Source organism: Aquabacterium sp., from assembly GCF_030652515.1.
In the GTDB taxonomy this organism is placed as follows: Bacteria; Pseudomonadota; Gammaproteobacteria; order Burkholderiales; family Burkholderiaceae_C; genus Aquabacterium.
The window spans coordinates 112,085-136,358 of sequence record NZ_JAUSAR010000196.1 but is presented as its reverse complement, the minus strand read 5'-3'; the positions used below and the strand labels follow the sequence as shown (position 1 = coordinate 136,358).

At 64.5% G+C, this 24,274-nt stretch carries 22 protein-coding genes; 2 read left to right on the top strand and 20 right to left on the bottom strand.

Translation table 11 applies throughout. The features are described 5' to 3' along the window. Positions 1 to 6: 6 nt before the first annotated feature. The 13 genes from Q7V20_RS22730 to ugpQ all read right to left on the bottom strand — a co-directional run bounded on the left by Q7V20_RS22730 (position 7) and on the right by ugpQ (position 13,165). Positions 7 to 846 carry a polysaccharide deacetylase family protein gene (locus tag Q7V20_RS22730; protein ID WP_304796191.1) on the bottom strand — a complete coding sequence of 280 codons (840 nt, stop codon included), beginning with the start codon at positions 844 to 846 and terminating at the stop codon, positions 7 to 9. Beyond that, positions 846 to 2,489 carry an NAD(P)/FAD-dependent oxidoreductase gene (locus tag Q7V20_RS22725; protein WP_304796189.1) on the bottom strand — a complete coding sequence of 548 codons (1,644 nt, stop codon included), beginning with the start codon at positions 2,487 to 2,489 and terminating at the stop codon, positions 846 to 848. The genes Q7V20_RS22730 and Q7V20_RS22725 overlap by 1 nt, the downstream gene beginning before the upstream one ends. Before the next feature lie 49 nt (positions 2,490 to 2,538). Then, positions 2,539 to 3,402: a beta-ketoacyl synthase chain length factor gene (locus tag Q7V20_RS22720; RefSeq protein WP_304796188.1), complete on the bottom strand. Its 864-nt coding sequence runs from the start codon at positions 3,400 to 3,402 to the stop codon at positions 2,539 to 2,541. Further along, the gene (locus Q7V20_RS22715) at positions 3,399 to 4,646 is read right to left on the bottom strand and encodes a beta-ketoacyl-[acyl-carrier-protein] synthase family protein (protein WP_304796186.1); all 1,248 of its coding nucleotides are present in this window, start codon (positions 4,644 to 4,646) and stop codon (positions 3,399 to 3,401) included. The genes Q7V20_RS22720 and Q7V20_RS22715 overlap by 4 nt, the downstream gene beginning before the upstream one ends. After that, positions 4,643 to 5,341, bottom strand: coding sequence for an alpha/beta hydrolase (locus tag Q7V20_RS22710; protein ID WP_304796185.1), 699 nt, complete (start codon positions 5,339 to 5,341; stop codon positions 4,643 to 4,645). Before Q7V20_RS22710 ends, Q7V20_RS22715 begins: the two co-directional genes overlap by 4 nt. Before the next feature lie 124 nt (positions 5,342 to 5,465). Continuing rightward, positions 5,466 to 7,910 carry an MMPL family transporter gene (locus Q7V20_RS22705; RefSeq protein ID WP_304796183.1) on the bottom strand — a complete coding sequence of 815 codons (2,445 nt, stop codon included), beginning with the start codon at positions 7,908 to 7,910 and terminating at the stop codon, positions 5,466 to 5,468. Positions 7,911 to 7,915: 5 nt separating this feature from the next. Next, complete coding sequence (locus Q7V20_RS22700; protein ID WP_304796182.1) at positions 7,916 to 8,563, bottom strand: LolA-related protein; 648 nt, start codon at positions 8,561 to 8,563, stop codon at positions 7,916 to 7,918. Continuing rightward, complete coding sequence (locus Q7V20_RS22695; protein ID WP_304796180.1) at positions 8,529 to 9,434, bottom strand: acyl-CoA synthetase; 906 nt, start codon at positions 9,432 to 9,434, stop codon at positions 8,529 to 8,531. Before Q7V20_RS22695 ends, Q7V20_RS22700 begins: the two co-directional genes overlap by 35 nt. Position 9,435: 1 nt before the next feature. After that, positions 9,436 to 9,777 carry a 3-hydroxyacyl-ACP dehydratase FabZ family protein gene (locus Q7V20_RS22690; protein ID WP_304796179.1) on the bottom strand — a complete coding sequence of 114 codons (342 nt, stop codon included), beginning with the start codon at positions 9,775 to 9,777 and terminating at the stop codon, positions 9,436 to 9,438. Next, positions 9,774 to 11,195: an AMP-binding protein gene (locus tag Q7V20_RS22685; RefSeq protein WP_304796177.1), complete on the bottom strand. Its 1,422-nt coding sequence runs from the start codon at positions 11,193 to 11,195 to the stop codon at positions 9,774 to 9,776. Before Q7V20_RS22685 ends, Q7V20_RS22690 begins: the two co-directional genes overlap by 4 nt. Further along, a complete protein-coding gene (locus Q7V20_RS22680; RefSeq protein WP_304796176.1) occupies positions 11,182 to 11,874 on the bottom strand; it encodes a hypothetical protein in 693 nt (230 codons plus the stop codon). The genes Q7V20_RS22685 and Q7V20_RS22680 overlap by 14 nt, the downstream gene beginning before the upstream one ends. A gap of 54 nt (positions 11,875 to 11,928) precedes the next feature. After that, the gene (locus tag Q7V20_RS22675) at positions 11,929 to 12,261 is read right to left on the bottom strand and encodes a phosphopantetheine-binding protein (protein ID WP_304796174.1); all 333 of its coding nucleotides are present in this window, start codon (positions 12,259 to 12,261) and stop codon (positions 11,929 to 11,931) included. A gap of 139 nt (positions 12,262 to 12,400) precedes the next feature. Beyond that, the gene (gene ugpQ / locus Q7V20_RS22670) at positions 12,401 to 13,165 is read right to left on the bottom strand and encodes a glycerophosphodiester phosphodiesterase (RefSeq protein ID WP_304796173.1); all 765 of its coding nucleotides are present in this window, start codon (positions 13,163 to 13,165) and stop codon (positions 12,401 to 12,403) included. Between the two features lie 152 nt (positions 13,166 to 13,317). Here ugpQ and Q7V20_RS22665 point away from each other — a divergent pair, with 152 nt between their 5' ends. Both Q7V20_RS22665 and Q7V20_RS22660 read left to right on the top strand, forming a co-directional pair. Next, a complete protein-coding gene (locus Q7V20_RS22665) occupies positions 13,318 to 17,307 on the top strand; it encodes an FAD/FMN-binding oxidoreductase (RefSeq protein WP_304796171.1) in 3,990 nt (1,329 codons plus the stop codon). A 1-nt stretch (position 17,308) separates the two neighbouring features. Beyond that, positions 17,309 to 17,752, top strand: coding sequence for an HIT family protein (locus tag Q7V20_RS22660; RefSeq protein WP_304796170.1), 444 nt, complete (start codon positions 17,309 to 17,311; stop codon positions 17,750 to 17,752). A gap of 19 nt (positions 17,753 to 17,771) precedes the next feature. Here the strand turns inward: Q7V20_RS22660 and Q7V20_RS22655 are convergent, their stop codons facing one another. From Q7V20_RS22655 to Q7V20_RS22625, 7 genes are all read right to left on the bottom strand, one after another. Next, positions 17,772 to 18,353, bottom strand: coding sequence for a hypothetical protein (locus Q7V20_RS22655; RefSeq protein WP_304796168.1), 582 nt, complete (start codon positions 18,351 to 18,353; stop codon positions 17,772 to 17,774). A 110-nt stretch (positions 18,354 to 18,463) separates the two neighbouring features. Beyond that, a complete protein-coding gene (locus Q7V20_RS22650) occupies positions 18,464 to 19,996 on the bottom strand; it encodes a methyl-accepting chemotaxis protein (RefSeq protein ID WP_304796166.1) in 1,533 nt (510 codons plus the stop codon). Positions 19,997 to 20,043: 47 nt separating this feature from the next. After that, entirely contained in the window at positions 20,044 to 20,505 is a 462-nt protein-coding gene (locus tag Q7V20_RS22645) for a cache domain-containing protein (protein WP_304796164.1), read from the bottom strand. 46 nt (positions 20,506 to 20,551) lie between these two features. Continuing rightward, a complete protein-coding gene (locus Q7V20_RS22640; protein ID WP_304796162.1) occupies positions 20,552 to 21,028 on the bottom strand; it encodes a chemotaxis protein CheW in 477 nt (158 codons plus the stop codon). Between the two features lie 42 nt (positions 21,029 to 21,070). Then, positions 21,071 to 23,185, bottom strand: a complete 2,115-nt coding sequence (locus Q7V20_RS22635) for a chemotaxis protein CheA (RefSeq protein ID WP_304796160.1) — start codon at positions 23,183 to 23,185, stop codon at positions 21,071 to 21,073. A 61-nt stretch (positions 23,186 to 23,246) separates the two neighbouring features. After that, positions 23,247 to 23,609 carry a response regulator gene (locus Q7V20_RS22630; protein WP_230181929.1) on the bottom strand — a complete coding sequence of 121 codons (363 nt, stop codon included), beginning with the start codon at positions 23,607 to 23,609 and terminating at the stop codon, positions 23,247 to 23,249. Between the two features lie 98 nt (positions 23,610 to 23,707). Then, positions 23,708 to 24,163: a hypothetical protein gene (locus Q7V20_RS22625; protein WP_304796158.1), complete on the bottom strand. Its 456-nt coding sequence runs from the start codon at positions 24,161 to 24,163 to the stop codon at positions 23,708 to 23,710. Positions 24,164 to 24,274 lie beyond the last annotated feature (111 nt).

The window sequence follows — 24,274 nt, the reverse complement described above, 5'->3', positions numbered from 1 at the left end:
CAGTCCTCATGAAAAAGCAGCATCCAGGGTCACGGGATGCACGTTGCGGGCCAAGCAGGCCTCCAGCAAGCGGGGCAGGACCTCAATGATCACGGGTGTGCCCGCCGAGGTTCGCGCGGCATGGCCATCGTGCAGCAAGAGCAGGTCGCCGGGTGCCAGATTGTCGATCAGGCGGTGGGCCACGTAGTCCGCATCACTTCGGGCGGTGTCGAAACCGCGCCGGGTCCAACTGGCCAGGCGCAGGTCGAGCTTGTGCAACACCGGGTCGAGGAAGACGTTGCGCAGCCCCGCAGGTGCGCGAAAGAAAACAGGCACCCGCCCCACCGTGTCGGCGATGGCATCCTGCCCGCGGCGGATTTCCTGCTCGATGCGCTTGAGGCCGGACACCGAGAAGGTGTGGCGGTGTGCATGGCTGTGGTTCTCGATGCGGTGACCGCGGCGGACGATCTCACGTGCCAGCTCGGGATGCTGCAGCACGCGAACGCCGATGCAGAAGAAGGTGGCCTTGACCTGGAAGGCGTCCAACAGGTCGAGCACCTGGGGCGTGACGGCCGGATCGGGGCCATCGTCGAAGGTCAGGGTGATTTCGCGCCGGGTGATGGCGGCTGGCGGCAGGCGCAGGATGTTGGGGCCGAGCAGGCGGCTGGTGGGCCACAGGCCCAGCGCCGTGATCGCCGCATGGTTGGCCACGACACTGGCCAGCGCCTGGGGCCAAAGCTCGGGCATGGCGGCCACGGCCACGCCCGCCGCCGCGTGCACACCCACAGAGGCTTTCAGGGCCCAGGGCATGTGCCAGGGCGCGGACGGGCCACGGTCAGGGTGGTTCGCGGTGGGAGATGAAGGCATCAGGCCGCCATTTTGAACAAAAGTGCGTGCGTGTCGACCGGCACCAGACCCGGCGGCAGTTGCGCACGCAAGCTGGGCGCATCGCGCAGCGCCTGCCCCACGATCTCTGACGCCAGTTGTTCAAGCTGCGCCACGTTGGCCCGGGCGCGTTCACGGAAGCCTGCGTCGTCGAGCTGGTCGCGCAGGCCGGCGTTGAGCGCGGCGAACCAAGGCAAGCTGGCCTGGTCCAGCATGCAGGGCGGGTTGTCGTCGCGGCGCGGGCCATCGCCAGGCTGGCTGGCCGCCAGGTCGGTGGCCTCGCCCCATTGCCGCAGCAGGGTCTGGATGCCGCTGTTCAATTCGCGGGCGCGCATCAGCGGTGCGTGCAATTCCAACAAGGCGGCCCGGTCGGCCAGGCGCCCCTGGAAGAACAGCAGGCACAGCACGCCCCAGTAATAGGTGTAGTCCCACAATACCTTGGTGGGCATGACGCGGGGGCTGCCAAACAGCGCGTACTGGCCTTCGTAGAGCGACAAGGTGCTTTGGTAGAAGGATTGCAGCACCTCGCCGTAGAACAGCGTCGGCATGCGCAGCGACTCGCCGGCCTGGTCGTGCTGGATCAGCTTGGTGATGTAGGTGTTGGAAATGGCAATGAAGTCCGAACCCGGGGAGTAGAACGGATCAAGGAACATGCCGGCATCGCCCGTGATGGCCCAGCGTTCCGGCGAGAACACCTGCTTGCAGCCATGCGAGAAATGGCGGAAGAAGGCGAAGTCCATCAGGGTGTCGCGGTGGCTTTCCAGGATCTCGTGCACGCAGGGTTGATGCTCGGCGATCCAGGCCATGGCCTTGTCGAACGTGTTCATGCCTTCCAGCGGATGCATGTCGGCATCCGCGACGATGCCCACCGAATGCGCCCCTGACGACAAGGGGATGAGCCAGAGCCAGTAGCCGGCGCCGCACAGGTGGTTGGTCGACATCCAGCGCGCGGCGGGATCGCAGCGCTGGCGCCACTCGGGGTCGTTGGCCCAGTTGTCGATGTCCAGCCGCGTGTTCAGGCGGAACCACACGGCGTTGGCGCGGTGGCCATTGTCCTGGGCCAGGTCGAGCTTGCGTTTGAGCAGGCCTGCACGGCCGCTGGCATCGACGACCCATTTGGCGCGCAGGGTCTGGCGTTGCACGCCGCCCTCACCGTCCGGGCATTCGAACTCGACCTGGTGCCCCTCGCTCTTGTCCAGCTCGATGCGCTTGACCGCCGCGCCTTCCGAGACCTGCACGCCCTGACGCACGGCTTCGAGCGCGAGGTGGTTTTCGAAGGTGCCCCGGTCGATCTGCCAACTGGGCGTCGACAGATAGCGGCTGGCACCCAGCTCCGTCACGCTGGACAGGTCGGCCTCGCCTTCGCTGAAAAAGAAGCGGAAGCCGAACTTGCGCAGATGGTCGCTGTCCAGGTGATCCTTCAGTCCGAGGATTTCGGAGAAGTAGTGGGCACCGATCTCGACACTGGATTCACCGACCTTGTGCGCAGCCTGGGGCGCCGGGCCCAGGCGCCGCTCCAGGACCTTGATGTCCAGGTCGGGCATGGTCTGCTTGAGCTGCAGAGCCAGGGTCAGCCCTGACAGGCCGCCGCCCATGATCAGCACGTCGTGCGAGGTGTCGGCCATCTTCGATCCTTGTCGGTGCGGCACCAGGATGGGCACCTTTGGCGGGATGTTAACGCCTGCTGATGTGATTGCGGCCGGCGAGGGTCACGATCAGGGATTGAGCAGGTGACAACATGAAACGGAGCTCGACACTTTGCCGTCCATCGGCGGTGGCCAAGGCGTGGGCAAGCGGCAAGCCGACGGACATGGGGCTGCGAGGCATCAAGGCCACGATGTCGGGATGGCAAGCCTGTGGCGACTCGATCAACCCCTCGGTGAGCCCCGCCTGCAAGCGCAGTGCCAAAGTGGCCGGATTCGGGCCGGCGGCCGTCGCGCTTTCGGCCGGTGCCAGCACCAGCGCCAGCCCCACCAAGGCGGTGCTTTGGGTGATGGGCACGAGTGGGCTTGGCGCCGGCATGTCGTAGGCCACCAGCAGCACCGGTGCGTGTTCGCACACCACCTGGGTGGCCGCTTCCAGCAGACCTTGGGCAAAGCTGTGCGCCCCCGCAGAAATCGCGGTGGACGCGTGCCGATTGCCGACGCCGATGGTCCAGTAGCCCGAGGCCGCGTTGTGCACCGAATGGTGGAACTTGGTGGGCGACAGGTGCTCAGGCGATTCGGCCAGGGTGGTGCAGAGGTAATCGGTGAGTTCGAGATCACCATGGGCGGAGGTGAACACCGAGCGCATGTCACGCGCTTCGAGCCCGGCATCCCGACAAGCTTGCTCGGCCACGGACAGGGCGAGCAAAACGGTGGCGGGCGCACGGCGGCGCTCTGCGGGCGGCAGGAGCGTGGTCTGAGGCTTGGCCGATGGCGCGGACTCTGCGGCCTGCGCCTCGCCACGCCAGTGCGCGCGCGCTTCGTCCCACGTGCCCATGCGACCTGCACACAGCCCCACGCCCAGCACGACCAGGTCCAGGTTCAGCGCGCTCATGGGACTGGCACCGCGTCTGCGGCACGGGCAAACACCAGCGAGCAGTTGTTGCCACCAAAACCGAATGAGTTGCTCATGGCGATCTTGATTGGCATGTCCACTGTTCGGTGCTGCAGCATGTGCCCGAAGCGCTCGCCCAAACCGGGATCAGGTTGCTGGCAATGCAAGGTGCCCGGCACCCACCCTTCTTTCAAAGCCAGCAAGGTCAACACCGACTCGAGCACACCGGCCGCCCCCAGGGCATGACCAGTCCAGCCTTTCGTCGAACTCACACGCGTGCTGGTTGGAAACACATCGGCCACCGCCCGGGCTTCCACCTCATCATTCTTCGGCGTGGCGGTGCCGTGCAGGTTGATGTAGTCCACCTGGGTGGGCTCGATGTCCGCGCGCGACAGGGCCTGCAACATGGCCTCGCGTGCGCCCAGGCCCTGCGGGTGCGGCGCAGACATGTGGTGCGCGTCGGAAGACTCACCATGACCGACCAGTTGCAAGGCGGTGCGCTGACCTGTCGGCGTCGATGCGCTTTCCAGCAGGACGAAACCGCCGGCCTCCGCCAGGTTGATGCCGTCGCGGTCCGCATCGAACGGGCGGCACACCCGGCTGGACATCAGGCCCAGCGAGTTGAAGCCGAACAGCACGCTGTTGCAAAGGCTGTCCACCCCGCCGACCACGGCCGCATCCACCAGGCCACAGCGGATCAGACGCTCGGCCTGGGCAAAGACCTTGGCACTGGATGAGCAGGCCGTGGCCACCGTCATGCACGGCCCCGCGGCACCCAGGGCATGCGCCACGAAGGCCCCCAGCGAATGCGGCGAATGAACTTCGGCTTGAGACAAGTCGGGCGGGAAATGGCCATCAGACGTCAGCCGCGTGTAGGCATCTTCGCTGGCGCCAATGCTGGACGTGCTGGTGCCCATCAGCACCGCGACGCGGGTCGGGCCATGTCGCGCGATGGCAGCACGTGCTGCGGCCAGGAACCCATCCTGATTCAGGGCCAGCCAGGCGAGCCGGTTGTTGCGGCAATCCCAGGCCGACCAATGGCCGGGCAAAGGCCGGTCTTCCAGGCCCTCGACCCGGCCGATGAACGAGCGCAGGGGCTGCCGGGTGAAGTCGTTCTCGCGCAGCGCCGTGCGGGTGCCACGCAACAACGCACTCAAGGCCGCTGCACCAGGGCCAGCACAACTGATGGCCGTGAAGGCCACCACGGCCAAGGGCGGCATGGGCTCAGGGCGCGACCGCCTCATGGGCGCCCGCCGGTGTGTTGCCAAGGCAGCTTGTCCAGCACCTGGTGCCACAACGAAATCCAGGCTGGCCAGTCGTGCCCACCTTCAACGGTGAACACCTTGTCGGCCGGCAAGGCTTCGGCCACCGCCTTGTGCCCCAGAGCAAACCGGTCGGCAAGACCGTAACCCCAATACAGAAGGGGCGGGCCTTCAGGAGGCGGGGACAGGGTGCGCGACTTCAGCCACAACCACAGCCGGCGATCCATGTCGTCCTCAGGCAGCCATTGGCTTTCGTCTGGCCACGATCGCAATCCGCCCGCACGCACCACATCCGCGCTGATGTTGCGCGGCCCCAGGTAAGGCGCCAGCGCCACCACACCAGCGATGTCGGCAGGGTGCGTCGCGGTGTAGGCCAGCGCACCCATGCCGCCAATGGAAATGCCCGCCAGCCAGATCTGCCGGTAGCCGTGCTGGCGGGCTGGCTCGATCACATCCTGCTGCAGGCGCTCAAGAATGGTCTGCCCGGTGTAGTACGCCACGTGGGCGTCGACCAACTGGATGTCCACATCCAGATGCCGCTCACGCACCGCCGCCACAAAACCATGTTCGATGAAATCGCGCGGCGTGTCATAGGCGCCTGGCAGCATCACCAGCAAGACTGGCGCACGGCGGGCGCCAGTGCTGTCGGGCGCGGCAAAGTTGAACATCGAATCCATGGGCACTTTCGCGGGACGCCAGCCAGCGCAGCCAGCCAGGCAGATCGAAAAGGTTAGCAGAGTGAAGAGGGCCCGGGCACAACGCCGCCATGTGAGCCTAGGCACCATGCGCTCCATTCGGTCATCAGGCTTGGTGGGCCGCCGTCTGGGGGACCGCTTGGTGCAGCACCGCCGACAAGACCAACGCCAGGATCGCGCCCGGCCCCACCGTCGCGCCAATGGCGTGCAGCACCGGCACCTGCGACCACGCCAGCATGCCGAAACCCGCCACGGTGGCCAGGTTGGCGAACAACATGGACGACAGGATGGACGCGCTCGGCGTGCCACGGTGGGTGCGCTGGTCGAAGAACAAGGCGTAGTTGGAGCCAATGGCCACGATCAGCAGCAGGCCCACCAGGTGGAACAGCGTCAGCGGGGGGCCGGTGGCGACCAGGCCGGCGGTGACGATGATCACCGTGCACAGCAAGGGCGTGACCACCCTCAGCAGCCGCAGAGGTGCACGCAGCACCAGGGCCAGCAGGATGACGATGCCGCCTGCGCCCAGCGTTGACAGGAAGAGCACTTCGTTCAGGTAGTCGGAGTACAGCTTCTCGGATTCGGCCTTGAGGTCAATGAAGTGCACCTCGCCCACCTTCACCGACGACTTCAGCAGTTGCCGGATGCGGGCCGCATCCACCGCTGGCGTGGCCGTGCCAGCCACCGCATCGCCACTGGGCAGTCGCAAGCCCACGAGTGCGGTCCATTGGCCGGACTGGCGCATCAGCAGCGAGTCCACGCCCAGCGACAAGGACGTGCCTTGCAGGTCCTCTCGGGCAAGCGGACGCAAGTCCTTGGCCTGGGCCGCATCGACAAAAAAGGCCTCGAATTTTTCGGCCTTGAGCGGCAGGCCCTTGGCGGCTTGCGTGAAATGCGTGCGCAAGGTCTCGGTGTCGGGCAAGGCCGCCTGGCGCTGCCGCTGCATGGCCTGGCTGGGCAGGTAGCGCGCGGGGCTGTCAGTACCCAGCAGCATGCCGCTGTCCACCAGTGGTGCCAGGGCTGTGCTGGCTTGCTCCGCACCCTGCAGTGCGGCTTCCATGGTGGCGGCTCTGATCACGCCCAGGTAGCGCACATCCGGCGCCCCCAGGTCAGCGCGCAGTCGCATGTCCAAAGCTTGCGCCTCGGCGGTGATCGGACTGAGGGAGGTCAGCTCGCGGCTCCAGAGGCGATCGCGGTGCATCCACAGCACGGCCACCGCGCCCACCAGCAGCACCGGCACCAGCCAACGCACGGAGGGCGCCTTGGCGCTCAGCCAGGTGAGGCGCCGATCGAGCACCGGCGTGGGCCGGATCTTGAAACCCTCGGGGATCAGGTGGGGCAGCAACCACCGCGTCACCAGCGCCGCCGACACCACGCCCACGATGGAGAACAAGCCCAATTGCGCCAACCCTGGGAAGCCCGAGGCCAGCATCGAGGCGAAGCCGATGACCGAGGTGAGCACGCCCAGGCTGATCGTGGGCCAGAAGCCTTCCGCACTGCGGCCATCGTGTCGGGCCCCGGTGGCTTGCGCACTGCCCTGCACGAACAGGTAGATCGCGTAATCCACCGCTTCGCCGATCAGGGTGATGCCAAAGCCCAGGGTGATGCCATGCACCATGCCAAATCCCCAGGAGACGGCCGCGATACCGGCCAGCGCCCCCGTGATCATGGGCAACAAACCCAGCAGCAAAGCGCGCAAAGACCGATACACGCTCAAGAGCAGCGCGATGATGATGGCGAAGCCGATGGAAGCCAGGCGAGTGGCCTCGGACTCGATGGTTTGGCGAGACTGCGTGGCGAACACCGCGGGCCCCGACATCACCAGCCGCGCTTGCGTCAGGCCTTCGCGCTTCTGGACCTCGTCGAACTGCTGGCGAATGGCGTCGATGGCACGTTGCTGTGCATCCAGGTCCGAGCCATCGGCCTGGGTCTGCGCCACCAGCACGGCACGCTTTTGGTCTGGCGACACCCACACGCCATCCACCGAGGCACGCTCGCCGCCGGAATCCATGGCCTCAACCAGGTGCACCAGTTCGGCGGTGGGGTCGCGCGTCAACAGGGGTTGCAACATCAAACCGGCCGATGAGCCCAGCAGGTCAAGGCTGTCCTGCAGCGCAACACGCAAGCCTTCAGGCTGGAAGCGCGCGGGCGTGACATCGGGGCTCATCAGGTAACGGTAGCGCAGCAGCACCTCCTGGTCGCGCTGGGCCGCCACCGGCTCGCCGTTGTTGACGGAGGCGAAGGGGGCGGACTGGTCCCCCGGCAAGGCGGGCAGTTTCCGCAAGGCGGCGGCCAAGGCCTTGGACAAACGCGCCAGACCGCTGGCGGCCTCGGGACCGTGGTCATCCGTTTCCAGGCCGATCAGGATCAGGCGCGAAGCCGGCCCCTCCTTGAGCTGGTCGATCAGGACCGCCTGCTCAGGCGTCGGCTTGCTGGGCAGGAAGGCCGACAAATCGGCCGAATAGTGCGCGCGGATCACCGCGGTGAGCAGCACTGCCAGCAAGGCCAGCCAGACAAGCGTGGCCAGCAGCCCGCGCGAACGGCGAACGATCATCGTCGTCAATTGGCGGACGGCTGAGGCGTGATCGTCATCACCGAGCGATCACCATTGCCTTGCAGGATTTCGATGGTCTCGACCTGCTCGCCCTGCCCGCTCAGGCGAATCTGGCTGACCAAGGTGGCGGCCTTGGCATGCAAGGGTTTCAGCAGCAGCCGCCAACGTTCGCGCTTGCCTTCGAGCTCGACCTGGTAGTTGCGGTCCAGGCCGGCGCGGTCACCGGCCAGCGTGGCACGGATGCTTTCGACAAAGGCGCCCACTTCGGGATAGGACTGCAAGGGGATGCTGCGCTTGCGGCCCTTGCGTTCCAGCAGCAGGGTGTCCTTGTCCAGCACCAGCGATTCGGGCGTGGGCTTGAGCGTGCGCTTTTCCAGGCGATCGGGCGCCTGGTAACTCAACTCGCCAGAGGACTCCAGTGGTGTCTCGACCGAACTGAGGTACTTCTGCTCGACAAAGGTCGCGCGGCTGGATTTGGTTTGAGCTTGCAGGCGCATCAGTGTGTCGATGGTCCACTCGTCTGCCGCGTGCACGGGGCCGTTGCCCAGCACCAGGCCGATGCCACAGGCCATGGCCACCAAGCCACGGCGGCGGGCCAGGGCCCATCCACGCATCGCATCAAGGGCGCGTTGGCCGTGGCTGTCCAAGCTCATCCCAGAAATCATAGAAATTGAACCAGTTGTAGGGTGCCTGACGGCAGTAGTGCTCCAGCCTGCTCACGTACAGGTCGATGGTCTGCTCGACCGTCGGCCCGCCTGGCTTGGAGAAGTCGGCGATGTGCTCAAAATGTATCTCATAGCGGTTGCCGCCACGGTACAGCCCCACGATCAGGATGATGGGCCGCTTGAGCATCGCCGCCAGCCTGAATGGCCCGATCGGGAACCCCGCTGGCGTGCCCAGCAGATTGACCTGTCGCCCCGACTCGCCGCTCAGCATGCGGTCGCAGAGCATGCCCACCATCTCACCGCGCTCCAGGCAGTGCTTCACGCGCAGCATGGAGTCGACGTTGCCCAGCGGGATGATGTTGTGCTTCATCGCCGGGTTGATGGCCGCCAGGATCTGGTTCAGCTTGACCGCGTTGTCCTCGTACATGACCATGGACACGTTCAGATCGTCCATGCCGTCGCTGCTGGCGCGGACGGCCTCGAAGCTGCCCAAATGGGCGCCGATCATGATGGCGCCCCGGCCTTCCGTCAGGATCTCGTGGGCCAGCTCCTGCCCGAACAATTGGGTGTCGAACAAATCGAAGCGCCCGTTGAGCAGGTAGAAGCGATCGAGGATGGTGGACGCGAAGCAGAACACATGACGAAAACCATCAATCCAGCCGGGCTCGCGGCCCAGCACGCGGCGCAAATACGCGATCGAGGCCCGACGCGCTTTCGGCACCGCGAGCACGAAGTACCAACTGATGGGGTACAGCAACACACGCGCCACAGGGCGCCCCAGCCGCTGCGCCACCCAGACGATGACCCGCAACGCCAGCATGTTGCTGCGCTCGGCTTGCTGCATCCACACGGCCGCCATGTCAGGCCTCGCCTTCACGTTGCACGCTCAGAATGGTGATCGTGGCGGTGGCTGCCACACGGCTTGCCGCGCCATCGCCCACCTTGACTTCGACCGCATAGCGCCCCGGCGCGGTGGTCTTGTAGCTCAGGCTCAAGGATTCGCCGGGACGCACCGGCACCAGGAACTTGGCCACCCCCACTTGCAGCGTCACGGGCAGCAGCCCTTCGGCGGCAGCCAGCGCCTGCACGGCCTCGTCCAGCAAGACCACGCCGGGCACGATGGGGTGCCCGGGAAAGTGGCCCGCGAAAGCCGGGTGATCCGGGGCGATGCGCAAGGGTAAAAAATGGGGCGAGGCGGTCATGCGGAGGCCGAAGAGGTCGGGGCGCCGGCGTTCAAACGCTCGGCCAGTGCCAGGATGGCCGCGTACGGCAGCTTGCCCGTGGCATTGCGCGGCAAGGCCTCGACGAAATGCAATGGCCGCGGCATGAAAGCCGGGTCGATGCGCTGGCGCAACGCCGCCATCAGGCGCGGCGCATCGAGCTCGGGCGCCACCACCAGCGCGGCCAGCCGTTTCACGCTGCCCTGGCTGTCGGCCGCATCGGCCTCCGGCCACAGGAAGGCGCCATCGATCACCCCGGGAATGGCATTGAGCTGCAAATTCAGGTAGCCCAGCGAGGTCCGCTTGCCAGCGATGTTGACCATGTCCGCCGATCGGCCATGCAGGATGAAACGGGTGGCCGAGCCATCGCCTTCGCACAGCTCCAGCACATCGTTCAAGGGCAGCTCAGACTCGACATGGCCCCCACTGACCCAGGTCTGCCCCTCCCGCTCCCGCAGTTGCAGCCCTTCAAAAGACAGCCATTCCAGTGACTGGGCACTTCGGCGAGTGGCCAACTGCCCTGTCTCGGTGCTGCCGTAGATCTCCAGCAGCACGCCGCCACAGCGCGCTTCCGCCTGTTGGGCCAACTGGGTGGACAGGGGCGCGGTCGCAGAAACAATCAGCTCCACTGGCGGCACCTCAGCGGATTCGGCCAGCCAGGTGCGCAAATGGAAAGGCGTGGTGACCAGCACCTTGGGCGACGGCAAGGCCGACAGCGTGGCCGAGATGTCAGCCGGGTAAAAAGGCCGCTCGGCGACCATCGCAGCACCGCTCTGCCAAGCCACCAGCACCGTCGACTCCAGACCGTACATGTGCTGCGGCGGCACGGTGCCGACCAGGCAATGGCGAGAGTCTTCAGACACGCCCAGGCGCCGGGCTTCGGCCTGCACATTGCAGACCAAAGCACCCCAGTGCTTGACGTGCTCGGTGGGACGCCCGGTGGAACCAGACGTGAACACGCAGGCAATGGCCTGGGATGCCTCGATGGCAGGGATCGCCAACAGTTCGGACGGCGAAGAGGCCTCATCCGCCGGCAAAGGGAACATGCACAGCGGTAAATCCACGGCCACCGGCGGCTCCTCGCTCAGGCAATAGACCTGCGGATGGATCTCGCGCATCTGGCGCACCATCTCGGGGTTGTGCGAGGGGGGCAGCAAGCTGACCTGGCGCCGCAAAATGGCCGCAGCCAGGCCCACTGCGAAGTGGTAGCGGTCGGTACAGGCGTTCAAGACATGCGAACACTCCGGCAGGCTCGCGGCCACGCGCGCCACGTCCCGCAGGAAGTCACGGACGGTGAGCACCCGGCTTTGCCGGTAGGCGAACACCGCCTCCAGCGAGGCGTGCCTCAGCAGCGGAAAAGTGCGTGGCGTACCGTGTTCGCCCATTTCAGCGGGGTTCATGGGAATTCGGATTTGGCTCGGCCACCGGCCAGCCTTTGCGAAACGCCTGCATGCTATCCAGGATGGATGTGTGCCGAATGTGGCGCAGCTTGTGCCGGCGCAGGGCGTACTCGACCACGAACATCAGGCCGATCAGCGGGCTGTTGATCAGGTTCGAAAACACGGACCAGGCCTCGACCGACACCGCCGCGTACAAGACAGCCGACACCAAAGCGATGCCGACGAAAAACAGCGTCCATGCCAAGGTGACGCCGCGCGTGAAAGACAGCACCTCGGGCGGCATGTCGCCCCGGCGCATGATGCGGGCAAAGCGCGTCACCAGGGGTTCGCGACCGGCGGCCAGTGTGTGGCCAAACACCCAGCAAAGTGCCAGGTTGGTGCCAACGTGCTGCAGCACATACAGCAAACTCAGATCGACATCACGGTGCGGCAGCAGCGCTGCGAGTCCAGCCAACCCCACCGCCATCAGAACGCCCGCCGCCAGCAGGCCCCAACGCCCGGCCACGGTTGAGAACAGCATGCCCAGCAAGGGCAGGAAATAGAGATACGGCGCCCAGGGAGAACGCTCCAGCGTGGCCACATGGCAGGCCACCAGATAGGCGGCCAGCAAGGAAATGGCCCCAACCGCCCCCAGGACGGCGAGCCAGACAGTAGGTGCTCCTGGCGACGAGGAATTCATGGCGTCAGTCGGGCTGCTGCGGACAAAGGACAAGGCAGGACCTGCCGGGCACCCTTACTTGGTCCGGTTCGCGGCAACGTGCCGCGCCAGGCTGCGCAGAGAGCTGAAAATCTGTACGTTGCGCTCGTCGTCGGAACGCAGCTGGAATCCGTATTTTTTGGACACCACCAGCGCGATTTCGAGGATGTCGATCGAATCAAGACCCAGCCCGTCGCCATAGATCGGACCGGCGGGATCAACTTCGGCAACGGTGAACTCCAGGTTCAACGACTGAATGACCAGTTCGGTCAGCTCCAGCTCCAGCGCGGAATCGACAGGCGCGCTTTGGGAGGCGACCTCGGAAGTGAATTGACCATCGACGGCCGGGTTCTGCGCTGAAATCTGCATGGAATTGTCTGAAAACGAAAGAAAGGCACTGACCACCGGCTGCCTCGCACAAGTGCGTTTCAGGGGCCGGATCGAGGGCAATCTGCTAGGCGGGGGTGCTCCGAATGATAAGCGAGATCCGCTTTCACAAGCCCCCCCTTCATGGGCGGTCCGGACCCAGCTTGTCCACCGAATCGGTGATCAGCCCATCCAATCCGGCGGCCCACAGCGCATCAGCGCGTTCAACGTCGTTCACGGTGTAGGTCAGCACCTTGAAACCGGCCGAATGGGCTTGCGCGATGTTGTCGGCATTCAGATGGGGATGGTGCCCCACCACGGCCACGCACGCCAGATCCAGTGCAGTGTCAAGCCAGCCTGGCTTCAACTCTTCCAACAACAATGCCCTGGGCAGATCCGGTGCGGCGTTCTGAGCGGCCCGCAGCGCCTCCACACTGAAGGAGCTGAGCAAAGGCTGTACCGCCTGACCGCTCCACCAGCGCGCCGCCTCCCGCGCCACCGCCGCCCCGGTCAAAGCGTCCTGCCCCGGTGAGGGCTTGATTTCAAGGTTGACCATCAGCCGATTGGCCTGAAGCCACCGAGCCAGGGCTTCAAGCCTCAGCAATGGCTCGCCCGCGTACGGCGGACTGTGCCAGCCCCCCGCGTCCAGCTTGGACAATTCGTCCCAGCGCCGCTCGCCCGCCACACCATGCCCGGATGTGGTGCGGCTCAAATCGGCGTCGTGCAGCAGAAAAGGCTCGCCATCCGCACTGAGCTTGACATCGCACTCGAACATGCGAAATCCATGGGCAGCGCCCAGGCGAAACGCCGCCAGGGTGTTCTCAGGCGCCAACTTGCCAGCCCCCCGGTGCGCGATCCAGCGGGGATAGGGCCAGGGCGCCAAAAGCGCTTTGTCGGGTGAATTCATAACGCCACAGCATAGCGTTCCCCCTGTGCGCCAGTGCTCGGGAGATCACCTGCTGCGGTAACATCCCCCCTCAGGCGCGAAAACCGTCCGCACCCTGCTTTTCGCACTCCTTGCCGCCGTTTTTTAACCCCGGCCGCGCCTGGCGCCTCGACATGAACGCACCGCTCCCGCTGACCCAACTCCCCCAACATGCTGCCGAGGCTCACGCCGACGGCGCACCGCGCTTGCGCGAAATCCCCTACAACTACACCTCGTTTTCCGACCGCGAAATCGTGCAGCGCCTGCTGGGCCTGCGCGCCTGGGAACTGCTGAGCCAGTTGCGCACCGAGCGCCAGACCGGCCGCTCCGCCCGCATGCTGTATGAGGTGCTGGGCGACATCTGGGTCGTGCAGCGCAACCCCTACCTGCAAGACGACCTGCTGGACAACCCCAAGCGCCGGGGCCAGTTGATCGACGCCCTGCACCACCGCCTGAGCGAGATCGACAAGCGCCGCACGCCGTCCAACAACCCGGCTGACGCCAACCGCGACACGCTGGTGGGCGAGTTGCTGGTGGCCGCCCGTGCCTGCATCGACCGCTTCGCCTTGAATTTCAAGCACGTGTACGACCTGCGCCAACGCGCCCGCAAGACGCTGGGCAAGGTCACCGCTGGCGACAACATCAAGTTCGATGGCCTGAGCCGCGTCTCGCACGTGACCGACGCCACCGACTGGCGCGTCGAATACCCCTTCGTCGTGCTGACGCCCGACACCGAAGAAGAAATGGCCGCCTTGGTCAAGGGCTGCGTCGAGCTGGAACTCACCATCATCCCGCGCGGCGGTGGCACCGGCTACACCGGCGGCGCCGTGCCTTTGACCTGGCGCAGCGCGGTCATCAACACCGAAAAGCTCGAGCAGATGACCGAGGTCGAGATGGTCAGCCTGCCCGGCGTCGATCACCCCGTGGCCACGGTCTGGACTGGCGCGGGCGTGGTCACGCAACGCGTGGCCGATGCGGCGGAGCGCGCTGGCTTTGTGTTCGCGGTAGACCCGACTTCGGCCGAAGCCTCGTGTGTGGGCGGCAACATCGCCATGAACGCGGGCGGCAAGAAAGCCGTGCTGTGGGGCACCGCCCTGGACAACCTGGCCAGCTGGCGCATGGTCACGCCCGACGCCCAGTGGCTGGAAGTCGTGCGCCTGAACCACAACCTCGGCAAGATCCACGACATCCCCATGGCCAGCTTCGAGCTGCGCTATTTCGAGGCCGATGGCAAGACGCCGATCCGCACCGAGCGCCTGGACATCCCCGGCCGCACCTTCCGCAAGGAAGGCCTGGGCAAAGACGTCACCGACAAGTTCCTGGCCGGCCTGCCCGGCATCCAGAAGGAAGGCTGCGACGGCCTGATCACCAGCGCGCGCTGGGTGGTGCACCGCATGCCCAACCACGTTCGCACCGTGTGCCTGGAGTTCTTCGGCAACCCCAAGGATGCCGTGCCCTCGATCGTCGAGATCAAGGATTTCATGTTCACCGAGATGGCGCAGCCTGGCGGCGCCATCCTGGCCGGCCTGGAGCACCTGGACGACCGCTACCTGCGCGCCGTCGGCTACGCCACCAAGAGCAAGCGCGGCGTGCTGCCCAAGATGGTCCTGATCGGCGACATCGTCGGTGACGACGAGAACCGCGTGGCCCTGGCCACCAGCCAGGTCATCCGCTTTGCCAATGGCCGCAGCGGCGAAGGCTTCGTCGCCGTGAGCTCAGATGCGCGCAAGAAGTTCTGGGCCGACCGCAAGCGCACCGCCGCCATTGCCAAGCACACCAACGCCTTCAAGGTGAACGAAGACGTCGTGATCCCGCTGCCGCGCATGGGCGAGTACACGCTGGGCATCGAGCGCATCAACATCGAACTCAGCCTGCGCAACAAGCTGGCCCTGATCGACAAGCTCAAGGCCTTCATGTCCAACGGCAACCTGCCTTTGGGCAAGGTCGAAGACACCAGCGAGTTGCCCAGCCCCGAGCAATTGGAAGAACGCGTGCAGCGTGCCCTGGCCCTGCTGGAAAAAACGCAGGCCAAGTGGCAGTTCCTGCACGAGCGCATTGACGCGCCTTTGGCTGATGTCGGTGATCAACTCGTGGCCCTGGGCTACGAACAGCACCGCAACGGCACTTACGCCCCGCAAGACGGCGACACGGTGTTCAACCTGCTGCAGACCTGGTCGATCCGCGTGAGCTGGAAGCGCGAGCTGCGCGACGAGTTCGCCAAGATCTTCAGCGGCTCGGCGATGGAGCCCATCCTGGCCGAGGCCAAGCGCATCCACAAGGAAGTGCTTCGTGGCCGCGTGTGGGCGGCCCTGCACATGCACGCCGGTGACGGCAATGTGCACACCAACCTGCCGGTCAACAGCGACAACTACGAGATGCTGCAGACGGCGCACGAAGCCGTGGCCCGCATCATGAAGCTGGCGCGTTCGCTGGATGGAGTGATCTCGGGCGAGCATGGCATCGGCATCACCAAGCTGGAATTCCTCAGTGACGAGGAAATGGCCGACTTCACCGCCTACAAGGCGCGTGTTGATCCGCAAGGCCGCTTCAACAAGGGCAAGCTGCTCCGTGGCGCCGCCTTGAAGGGCCTGGGCGACGACGTGCACAACGCCGACCTGAGCGAGGCCTACACGCCCAGCTTTGGCCTGATGGGGCACGAATCCCTGATCATGCAGCAGTCGGACATTGGCGAGATCGCCACCTCCGTCAAGGATTGCCTGCGCTGCGGCAAGTGCAAACCGGTGTGCGCCACCCACGTGCCGCGCGCCAACTTGCTCTACAGCCCGCGCAACAAGATCCTGGCCACCTCATTGCTGGTCGAGGCCTTCCTGTATGAAGAGCAGACGCGCCGTGGCGTGTCCATCAAGCACTGGGAAGAGTTCGAGGACGTGGCCGACCACTGCACGGTCTGCCACAAGTGCCTGTCGCCCTGCCCGGTCAACATCGATTTCGGTGACGTGTCGATGAACATGCGCAACCTGCTGCGCAAGATGGGCAAGAAGAGCTTCCGGCCCGGCAATGCCGCGGCCATGTTCATGCTCAACGCCACCAACCCCGAGACCATCAAGCTGGCCCGCTCGGCCATGGTGGGCGTGGGGATGAAGGCGCAGCGCGTGGCCCACGACGTGATGAAGGTGGTGGCCCGCAAGCAGACCAGCGCACCGCCAGCATCGGTCGGCTCGGCACCGATCAAAGAGCAGATCATCCACTTCATCAACAAGAAGTTGCCGGGTGGCCTGCCCAAGAAAACTGCGCGCGCTTTGCTCGACATCGAGGACAAGGACTACGTCCCCATCATCCGCAACCCCAAGCAGGCGGCGGACACCGAGGCGGTCTTCTACTTCCCGGGCTGCGGCTCGGAGCGTTTGTTCAGCCAGGTGGGCTTGGCCACGCAAGCCATGCTGTGGCATGCCGGCGTGCAGACCGTGCTGCCCCCGGGCTACCTGTGCTGCGGCTATCCGCAACGCGGCTCGGGCCAGTTCGACAAGGCCGAGAAGATGATCACCGACAACCGGGTGCTGTTCCACCGCGTGGCCAACACGTTGAACTACCTGGACATCAAGACGGTGGTGGTGAGTTGCGGCACCTGCTACGACCAGTTGCAGGGCTACCAGTTCGACAAGATCTTCCCCGGCTGCCGCATCATCGACATCCACGAGTACCTGCTGGAAAAGGGCATCACCCTGGCTGGCAAGAACTCGTACCTGTACCACGACCCTTGCCACAGCCCCATGAAGCTGCAAGAGCCGATGAAGACGGTGAAGGCACTGGTCGGCAACAACGTGCTCGAGTCCAAGCGCTGCTGCGGCGAGTCAGGCACCCTGGGCGTCACTCGGCCCGACATCTCCACGCAGATCCGCTTCCGCAAGGAAGAAGAGATCCTCAAGGGCGAAGCACAACTGCGCGCCGAAGGCAAGGTCGGCGCCAAGGAAAACGTCAAGATCCTGACCTCCTGCCCCAGTTGCCTGCAAGGCCTGAGCCGCTACGAAGACGACCTGCAGAACGGCCTGCTTGAGGCCGACTACATCGTGGTCGAGATGGCGCGCCAGATCCTGGGCGAGAACTGGATGCCCGACTACGTCAAGCGCGCCAACGATGGTGGCATCGAGCGCGTGCTGGTCTGACATGGGGCAGTTGGACACCACCCGCCAACCGGGCTGCGAGTTGTGCGTGACCGACGGGGGTTTCCTGGTCATGCGCAATCTGAAGCTTCGGGTGATCCGCGTGCTGGACTTGGACTACCCCGGCTTTTACCGGGTGATCTGGAACGACCACGCGGCCGAGTTCACCGACTTGCCAACGGCTGACCGGGTCTACCTGATGGAAGCATTGGCCAAAGTGGAATCGCTGGTGCGCGAGCACCTGCACCCCACCAAGGTGAATCTGGCCAGCCTGGGCAATGTGGTGCCGCACCTGCATTGGCATGTCATCGCGCGCTTTGCCGATGACAAGCATTTCCCTCAACCCATCTGGGGATCGACTCAACGCGAGGTGGCTTCAAGCCATTGGGACGGCATGCGCGCCGAATTGAAGGCCCTGGACATCGCCATCCAGGCCGCGCTGAACTGAACAGCCGACACAACCTGGCTCACTTGCGAATGTGATTCAGCTCGGTGGGAAAGGGGTGGTTCAAGGCCACGGCCATGGCCTCGTATTGCGAAGCCACGGCGGGCTGATCTTGCCGACGGAAGTACACCGCCAGATCATAGGCAGCCTGGTCGTTGCCCAACACGGCGGCGTATTGCAACCAACCCAGCACCAAACGCTCATCCTTGGCCGCGCCGCGTTCACCACGCTGATGGGCCTGCGACATGCGCATGGCCGCCGCGTGATCACCCAAGGCAGCACGGTGGATGTCTGGCGCCAGTTCGGGCTTTGATTCGGCCAAGGCGAAAGCACGGCGGTACAGGCGAACATCGGTGCGGGCCAGCACGGCCTCGGGTTTGGCCGCCTGGTCCTTCAGGCGGCGCGCTGTGGCGGCCCCTGCGGCCAATGGATAGCGTTCCAGGTAGCTCGTGGCGAGTTGGGTGATGTCGGCGGGCCAGGTGGCTTCGGCCAGGGCCTGGCTCAAGGCCGGTTCGGAATCACCCGGCTGCGGCGTGCTGGCGGCCAAGGCCTGGCTGCACCACAACACCAAACCCACCACGCTCATCGAGATCATCTTGACCATGCTGCACCTCATCACCGTCGCATGGTCCCAGTGTTGCAGGCCCCCCTGTAAGCAGGGGTGATGCGCGCGGCACTAATGCCGATTTCGGCCAGCAGATGCCGGACGACCGATCAGTTTTGCGCCAGGCGAAACTGGCTGACCACCTCGGTCAAAGTGTGCGACTGCGATTTGAGGCTTTCAGCGGCGGCGGCCGACTGCTCGACCAGGGCCGCGTTCTGCTGGGTCATCTGGTCCAACTGTGTCACCGCCGTGCTGACCTGCGTGATGCCCAGCGATTCCTGCTCGGCCGCCAGCGTGATCTCGCCAATGATTTGCGTGACGCGCTGAACGCCCTCGACGATGTCCTGCATGGACTTGCCCGCCTCGTTCACCAGACGCGCACCGGTTTCAACGCGCTCGGACGAAGCGCCGATCAAGGTCTTGATCTCGCGCGCAGCGCCGGCACTGCGTTGCGCCAGCGAGCGCACCTCGCTGGCCACCACCGCAAAGCCACGGCCTTGCTCACCAGCCCGCGCGGCTTCAACGGCTGCGTTCAAGGCCAGGATATTGGTCTGGAAAGCGATGCCATCGATCACACTGATGATCTCGTTGATCTTGCGGGAGGCGGTGTCGATCTCGGCCATGTTGGACACGACCTGGGACATCACATCGCCGCCCCGACGCGCGGAATCTGCCGCCGCGTTGGCCAGCGAATCCGCCGACCGAGCCGACTCGGCCGTGTGACGCACGGTGGTGGTCAACTGGGCCATGGACGATGCGGTTTCCTGCAAGCTGGACGCCGTGTTCTCGGTGCGCTGGCTGAGGTCCTGGTTGCCCGCGGCAATTTCGCTGGACGCCGTGCCAATGGAGTTGGCGGCCAGGCGAACCGTGTTGATGGAGTGCGACAGCTGCGTCACCATGCGGCCCAGCGCCTTGAGCAACTGGCCGATCTCGTCGTCGTTGCGGCTTTCCAGCACCAGGTCGAAGCGCCCTTCGGCCACTTCGTCGGCGGCCTTCACGGCCATTTGCAGATCACGGACCACGCGGCCCTGGCTGCTCCACGCCACCAGCAAGGAGCACAGGCCAGCCAGAGCGGCCACGGTCGCGATCACGATCTGGGTGGCGCGGGATTTGGCCTCCAGCGCCACAACCTGGCCTTCCGCATTCTTTTGCACCCGAGTGACCAGCGCAGACATTTGCTCGGCCGACTTCTTGAAGTAGCCGTCGGCGGTTTGCAAGGCGGCCACGCCGGTGTTGGGGTCCATGGTGGACAGGTCAATGGCGTTGTCGGCCGCCTTGACGTAGTCCGTCAGGGATTGCTCGAAAGCCTTGGCCGATTCAGCGCTCAGCTCACCGGCCGTGAAGCTGCTGGCCACCGCTTTTTGAATGGCCGCCACCGCCACAGGCAGCCCCTGCCGACGCTGTTTGACTTCGTCCTCGCTGAGCGAGGCAATCAACGCAATCGTGCGGTACAGCGACACATGGACATCGGACAGCTTGCCCGCCACACCCACGATGGCCAACTGCTGCTGCAGGCTGCTGTCGTGCGTGCGTTGGCTGCTCTCCCGGTCGTTGGACAGCACCCACACAAAGCCCAGCAAAGCCAGGAACAAGACGATGCTGGCCAAGACCGGCGCCGCCATCAATTTGGTACGCAGTTTCATACTAGATTCCTGCGCCCAACTCAGACGCCGAGTGAGGGAAAGCGCCGTTATTTATAGATGCCGCCGCAAACCACGGTGTCTTCGAGCTTCTCGCAATACATGCTCTTGGGCTCGATTTTCTTGGTCTCGGGGTTGGTGAACTTGTAGTCCTGCCAGAAGGTGGCGTTGGCCTTGGCCAGGTCCATGCGCTCCTTCACGAAGGCCTTGCCGTCGATGTCTTTCAGCTCGATCAGGTTCTTGCCGATCATCTTGGTGTTGGCGCCGTGCGCCTTGACCGTGCCATCCAGCTGGTAGACCGTGAGGTACAGGTCCTGGTGGTGGAACTCGGCGTTGGCCTTGTCGCTGATGTCGGCATAGGCCTTGTCCTTGCCAGCCGATTTGACGTGGGCCACGCCCTTCTTGACCATCGCCACCGCCTCATCCTTGGTGGCACCACCTTCAGCGGCCAGGACGCTGGACGCCCCCACCGACAGGGCCAGAGACAACATCAGCGCGAGTTTGGTTTTCATGTCAGCGTCCAATCAATGTTGAAAAGAGGGGAAACACAAGTTCCGGTCAGTCGGCCAAGCCCATGTCCGGACTCATCAACAGACCTTCGATGTCCAGCAGGATCACCATGCGCTCACCCACCTGGGCCAACCCACGGATGAAGCCAGCGTCGATGGCCGAATGCATCTCGGGCGCGGGCCTGACAGACTCGGCCGGGATCTCCATCACGTCGCTCACGGAGTCGACCACCGTGCCGATGGTGCGGTGCCCGATGTGCAAGACGATGGACACCGTGAAAGCGTTGTACTCCGCCGAGGCACAGCCAAAGCGCAAACGCAGGTCAACGATAGGGACAATCGTGCCCCGCAGGTTGACAACGCCCTTGAGGAAGTGCGATGCATTGGCGATGCGGGTCGGGTTCTCGTAACCGCGGATCTCTTGCACCTTCAGGATGTCGATGCCGTACTCTTCATCGCCCAGTCGAAAGGTCAGGTACTCGCGCGCCAGGTCGGTCTGCAGGTCCAGTTTTTCCATCATGCCCATGGCTTGTTCTCCAAGGTATCTATTGCTTGCGGGTGAGTCGGATCAATGGCGCGAACGACGCACCAGGCTGCCCACGTCCAGAATCAACGCCACGCGGCCATCACCCATGATGGTGGCCCCCGAGACATCATTGACTTTGCGGTAGTTGCTTTCCAGGTTCTTGACGACCACTTGCTGTTGGCCCAGCAGTTCGTCCACCAGCAGCGCCACGCGCCCGCCTTCGGCTTCCACCACGACCATGATCCCGCTGGTGTGTTCCCAGTCGAATCGCGGCACGCCAAAGACCTTCTCCAGCTCGATCACCGGCATGTACTCCTCGCGCACCTCGACCACGCGACCCGAGCCGCCGATGGTCTTGACCATCTCTTCGTTGACCTGGAAGCTTTCCACCACCGACGACAGCGGCAGGATGTAGACCTCTTCGCCCACGCCCACGCTCATGCCGTCCATGATGGCCAGGGTCAGCGGCAGACGCACCGAGACGCGCATGCCGTAGCCTTCGGCGGAGTCGATCTCCACCGTGCCCCCCAGCGAGGTGATGTTGCGCTTGACCACGTCCATGCCCACGCCTCGGCCCGACACGTCGGTGACTTCGTCGGCGGTTGAGAAGCCTGGCGCAAAGATGAGGTTCCAGCAGTCGCTGTCGGACATGGTGTCCGGCGCGTCGATGCCTTTCTCGCGCGCCTTGCTGATCAGTTTTTCGCGGTTCAGGCCACGGCCATCGTCACGAACTTCAATGACGATCGAGCCGCCTTGGTGCGATGCGGCCAGGGTGATGGTGCCCACTTCCGGCTTGCCCTTGGCGATGCGGTCGGCGGGCATTTCCACGCCGTGGTCGCAGGAGTTGCGCACCAGGTGGGTCAGGGGGTCGGTGATCTTCTCGACCAGGCCCTTGTCCAGCTCGGTGGATTCACCTTGCATGACCAGCTCGACCTTCTTGCCCAGCTTGTTGGCCAGGTCGCGCAGCATGCGCGGGAAGCGGCTGAACACAGTCGACATCGGAATCATCCGGATCGACATGACTGCTTCCTGCAAATCGCGGGTATTGCGGTCCAGGTCGGTCAGGCCGCTGACCAGTTGCTGGTAGAGCACCGGGTCCAGGCCACGGCTGTTTTGCGCCAGCATGGCTTGCGTGATCACCAGCTCGCCAACCAGGTTGATGAGTTGATCGACCTTCTCGACCGACACGCGGATGGTGGAGGACTCCAGGCCACCGGCGGCAGGCTTGTCGGCTTTGGCAGCGGGCTTGGCCGCCGCTGAAGATGCAGTCGCCACCTCGGCAGAAGCGGCAGACACCGCCACGGCGCGGCCTGTGGGGGCGCCAGGTGCATTGTCAAAAAATCCGTAGCCAGGCTCTTCGTGAGCGGCCGCAGGGCCTCCCTCGAACAGGCCTTTGTCAGGATCAACCTCCACACCACCTTCACTCCAGGGCAGGAAGACAACTTCTTCGCGCGACACGTGGAAGGTGAACAGGTCCAGGAGGTCCGACTCGGCCGACGCCGTCTCCAACTTGAAGCGGCGGGTGTTGGCCTGGTCGGGCAGGCTGGGCAGATCTTCGATCGTGCCCAGGCCTTCGATTTCCTTGAACAGATCGCGCAGTTCATCGGCCTGAGCCAGATTGCTCAAAGGTCCGACGCGCAGCTCGACCAGGCGCTTGCCCTTGGCGGCGGGTGCTGCGGCCACGGACGCGGCGGGCTGCGCGGCCACGACCGGCGCGGCCGCGATGGCCACGGGCGCCTCGCCAGCCACCAGCGCACGAACGTTGAACAGCAATTCAGTGGTGTCGATCGCATCCCCACCATTGCCCTGGTGGCGCGCCAACTGGGCCTTGAGCGCATCGCCCGAGGCCAGCAGCACATCCACCATGCTCGCATTGGGAGCCAGCTCGTGGCGGCGCAGCTTGTCCAGCAGCGTCTCCATCTGGTGGGTCAACTCGGCCACATCGCTGAAGCCAAAGGTGGCCGCGCCGCCCTTGATCGAATGCGCGCAGCGGAAGATGGCGTTCAGTTCTTCGTCATCCGCCTGGGTGATGTCCAGGCCGAGCAGGAGCTGCTCCATGTTGTCCAGGTTCTCACCGGCTTCTTCAAAGAAGACTTGGTAAAACTGGCTAAGGTCAATCCCTGCGGATTGGCTGTTGTCGGTGTTCATCTCTGCCATGTCCGGCTCCTGAATGTCTTGTGCGTGATCACTGCGTCAATCAATGCTTGGCCGACTCGCCTCAGCGAATCACCTTCTTGATGACTTCCAGCAATTTGTTGGGGTCAAAAGGCTTGACCAGCCAGCCCGTGGCACCTGCCGAACGCCCGGCCATCTTCATCTGGTCGCTGGACTCGGTCGTCAGGATCAGGATGGGCGTGGCCTTGAACTGCGGGTTCTCGCGCAACTTCTTGGTCAGGCTGATGCCATCCATGCGGGGCATGTTCTGGTCGGTCAGCACGAGGTCAAAACTGCGGCCCCCCGCTTTTTCCCAGGCGTCCTGGCCGTCAACGGCTTCGATGACGTTGTAACCGGCGCTCTTGAGCGTGAAAGAAACCATCTGCCGCATTGAGGCTGAATCGTCGACGGCAAGGATTGAATGCATGTCGCTCTCCGGGGGGGCTTGAATAAAAACAAAACAGGTCAGGGGGCCAAAAAAGCCAATCAACGACGATCGGTATTTCGGCAGATGAGACAGAATCTTTAGAACAACTCCACAGACCCAGCGTCCATTTCGTCCTGGGTCACGGGATTGGGTTTGAGGGGGCCTTCGTCCACGATCGCTTCACCATCGGGGTCATCGCCCATGGCATCCCTGGCAATCTGGTCGGCGCAACTGCGAAGGCGCCGGTTGGTGTGAACGATCAATTGAGTGGCCATGTCCTGGAATTGCAGCGCTGTCACCGTGCGGTAAAGCGTCTGCAGGGTTTCCTGCAAGGCCGGGGGCAGCTCTTTGCCGCCCTGGTCGATCACTGCGCCCAATTGGCTGGCCGCGCCGTGAAAGCCGTCGATCAGGGCGCCGCAGGCATCGTCCAGCAAACGCTGAAGCCGCTCCAGGTCATTGGCCGCCGTCATCAGGTGGTCTTGCAAAGCAGCCGCGGCCAACAGAGACATCTCTGCGGGTGGGGCGCTCACTTCGCCTTCTTCGTTGGTCAGCATCCGTGACTCCACTGAACCTGGTTTCGGGGCCCCAAACTGCGGGACTGGCATGTCGGTGCGCATGTCGCACCGAGGTCATTCCCTATATCGGCAGGAAATGCGCGGGACTTG

Excerpts from the sequence above, each read along its gene's own strand:
- Q7V20_RS22730 (WP_304796191.1), bottom strand. The coding sequence starts at position 846 with ATGCCTTCATCTCCCACCGCGAACCACCCTGACCGTGGCCCGTCCGCG.
- Q7V20_RS22725 (WP_304796189.1), bottom strand. The coding sequence starts at position 2,489 with ATGGCCGACACCTCGCACGACGTGCTGATCATGGGCGGCGGCCTGTCA.
- Q7V20_RS22720 (WP_304796188.1), bottom strand. The coding sequence starts at position 3,402 with ATGAGCGCGCTGAACCTGGACCTGGTCGTGCTGGGCGTGGGGCTGTGT.
- Q7V20_RS22715 (WP_304796186.1), bottom strand. The coding sequence starts at position 4,646 with ATGAGGCGGTCGCGCCCTGAGCCCATGCCGCCCTTGGCCGTGGTGGCC.
- Q7V20_RS22710 (WP_304796185.1), bottom strand. The coding sequence starts at position 5,341 with ATGGATTCGATGTTCAACTTTGCCGCGCCCGACAGCACTGGCGCCCGC.
- Q7V20_RS22705 (WP_304796183.1), bottom strand. The coding sequence starts at position 7,910 with ATGATCGTTCGCCGTTCGCGCGGGCTGCTGGCCACGCTTGTCTGGCTG.
- Q7V20_RS22700 (WP_304796182.1), bottom strand. The coding sequence starts at position 8,563 with ATGAGCTTGGACAGCCACGGCCAACGCGCCCTTGATGCGATGCGTGGA.
- Q7V20_RS22695 (WP_304796180.1), bottom strand. The coding sequence starts at position 9,434 with ATGGCGGCCGTGTGGATGCAGCAAGCCGAGCGCAGCAACATGCTGGCG.
- Q7V20_RS22690 (WP_304796179.1), bottom strand. The coding sequence starts at position 9,777 with ATGACCGCCTCGCCCCATTTTTTACCCTTGCGCATCGCCCCGGATCAC.
- Q7V20_RS22685 (WP_304796177.1), bottom strand. The coding sequence starts at position 11,195 with ATGAACCCCGCTGAAATGGGCGAACACGGTACGCCACGCACTTTTCCG.
- Q7V20_RS22680 (WP_304796176.1), bottom strand. The coding sequence starts at position 11,874 with ATGAATTCCTCGTCGCCAGGAGCACCTACTGTCTGGCTCGCCGTCCTG.
- Q7V20_RS22675 (WP_304796174.1), bottom strand. The coding sequence starts at position 12,261 with ATGCAGATTTCAGCGCAGAACCCGGCCGTCGATGGTCAATTCACTTCC.
- ugpQ (WP_304796173.1), bottom strand. The coding sequence starts at position 13,165 with ATGAATTCACCCGACAAAGCGCTTTTGGCGCCCTGGCCCTATCCCCGC.
- Q7V20_RS22665 (WP_304796171.1), top strand. The coding sequence starts at position 13,318 with ATGAACGCACCGCTCCCGCTGACCCAACTCCCCCAACATGCTGCCGAG.
- Q7V20_RS22660 (WP_304796170.1), top strand. The coding sequence starts at position 17,309 with ATGGGGCAGTTGGACACCACCCGCCAACCGGGCTGCGAGTTGTGCGTG.
- Q7V20_RS22655 (WP_304796168.1), bottom strand. The coding sequence starts at position 18,353 with ATGGTCAAGATGATCTCGATGAGCGTGGTGGGTTTGGTGTTGTGGTGC.
- Q7V20_RS22650 (WP_304796166.1), bottom strand. The coding sequence starts at position 19,996 with ATGAAACTGCGTACCAAATTGATGGCGGCGCCGGTCTTGGCCAGCATC.
- Q7V20_RS22645 (WP_304796164.1), bottom strand. The coding sequence starts at position 20,505 with ATGAAAACCAAACTCGCGCTGATGTTGTCTCTGGCCCTGTCGGTGGGG.
- Q7V20_RS22640 (WP_304796162.1), bottom strand. The coding sequence starts at position 21,028 with ATGGGCATGATGGAAAAACTGGACCTGCAGACCGACCTGGCGCGCGAG.
- Q7V20_RS22635 (WP_304796160.1), bottom strand. The coding sequence starts at position 23,185 with ATGGCAGAGATGAACACCGACAACAGCCAATCCGCAGGGATTGACCTT.
- Q7V20_RS22630 (WP_230181929.1), bottom strand. The coding sequence starts at position 23,609 with ATGCATTCAATCCTTGCCGTCGACGATTCAGCCTCAATGCGGCAGATG.
- Q7V20_RS22625 (WP_304796158.1), bottom strand. The coding sequence starts at position 24,163 with ATGCTGACCAACGAAGAAGGCGAAGTGAGCGCCCCACCCGCAGAGATG.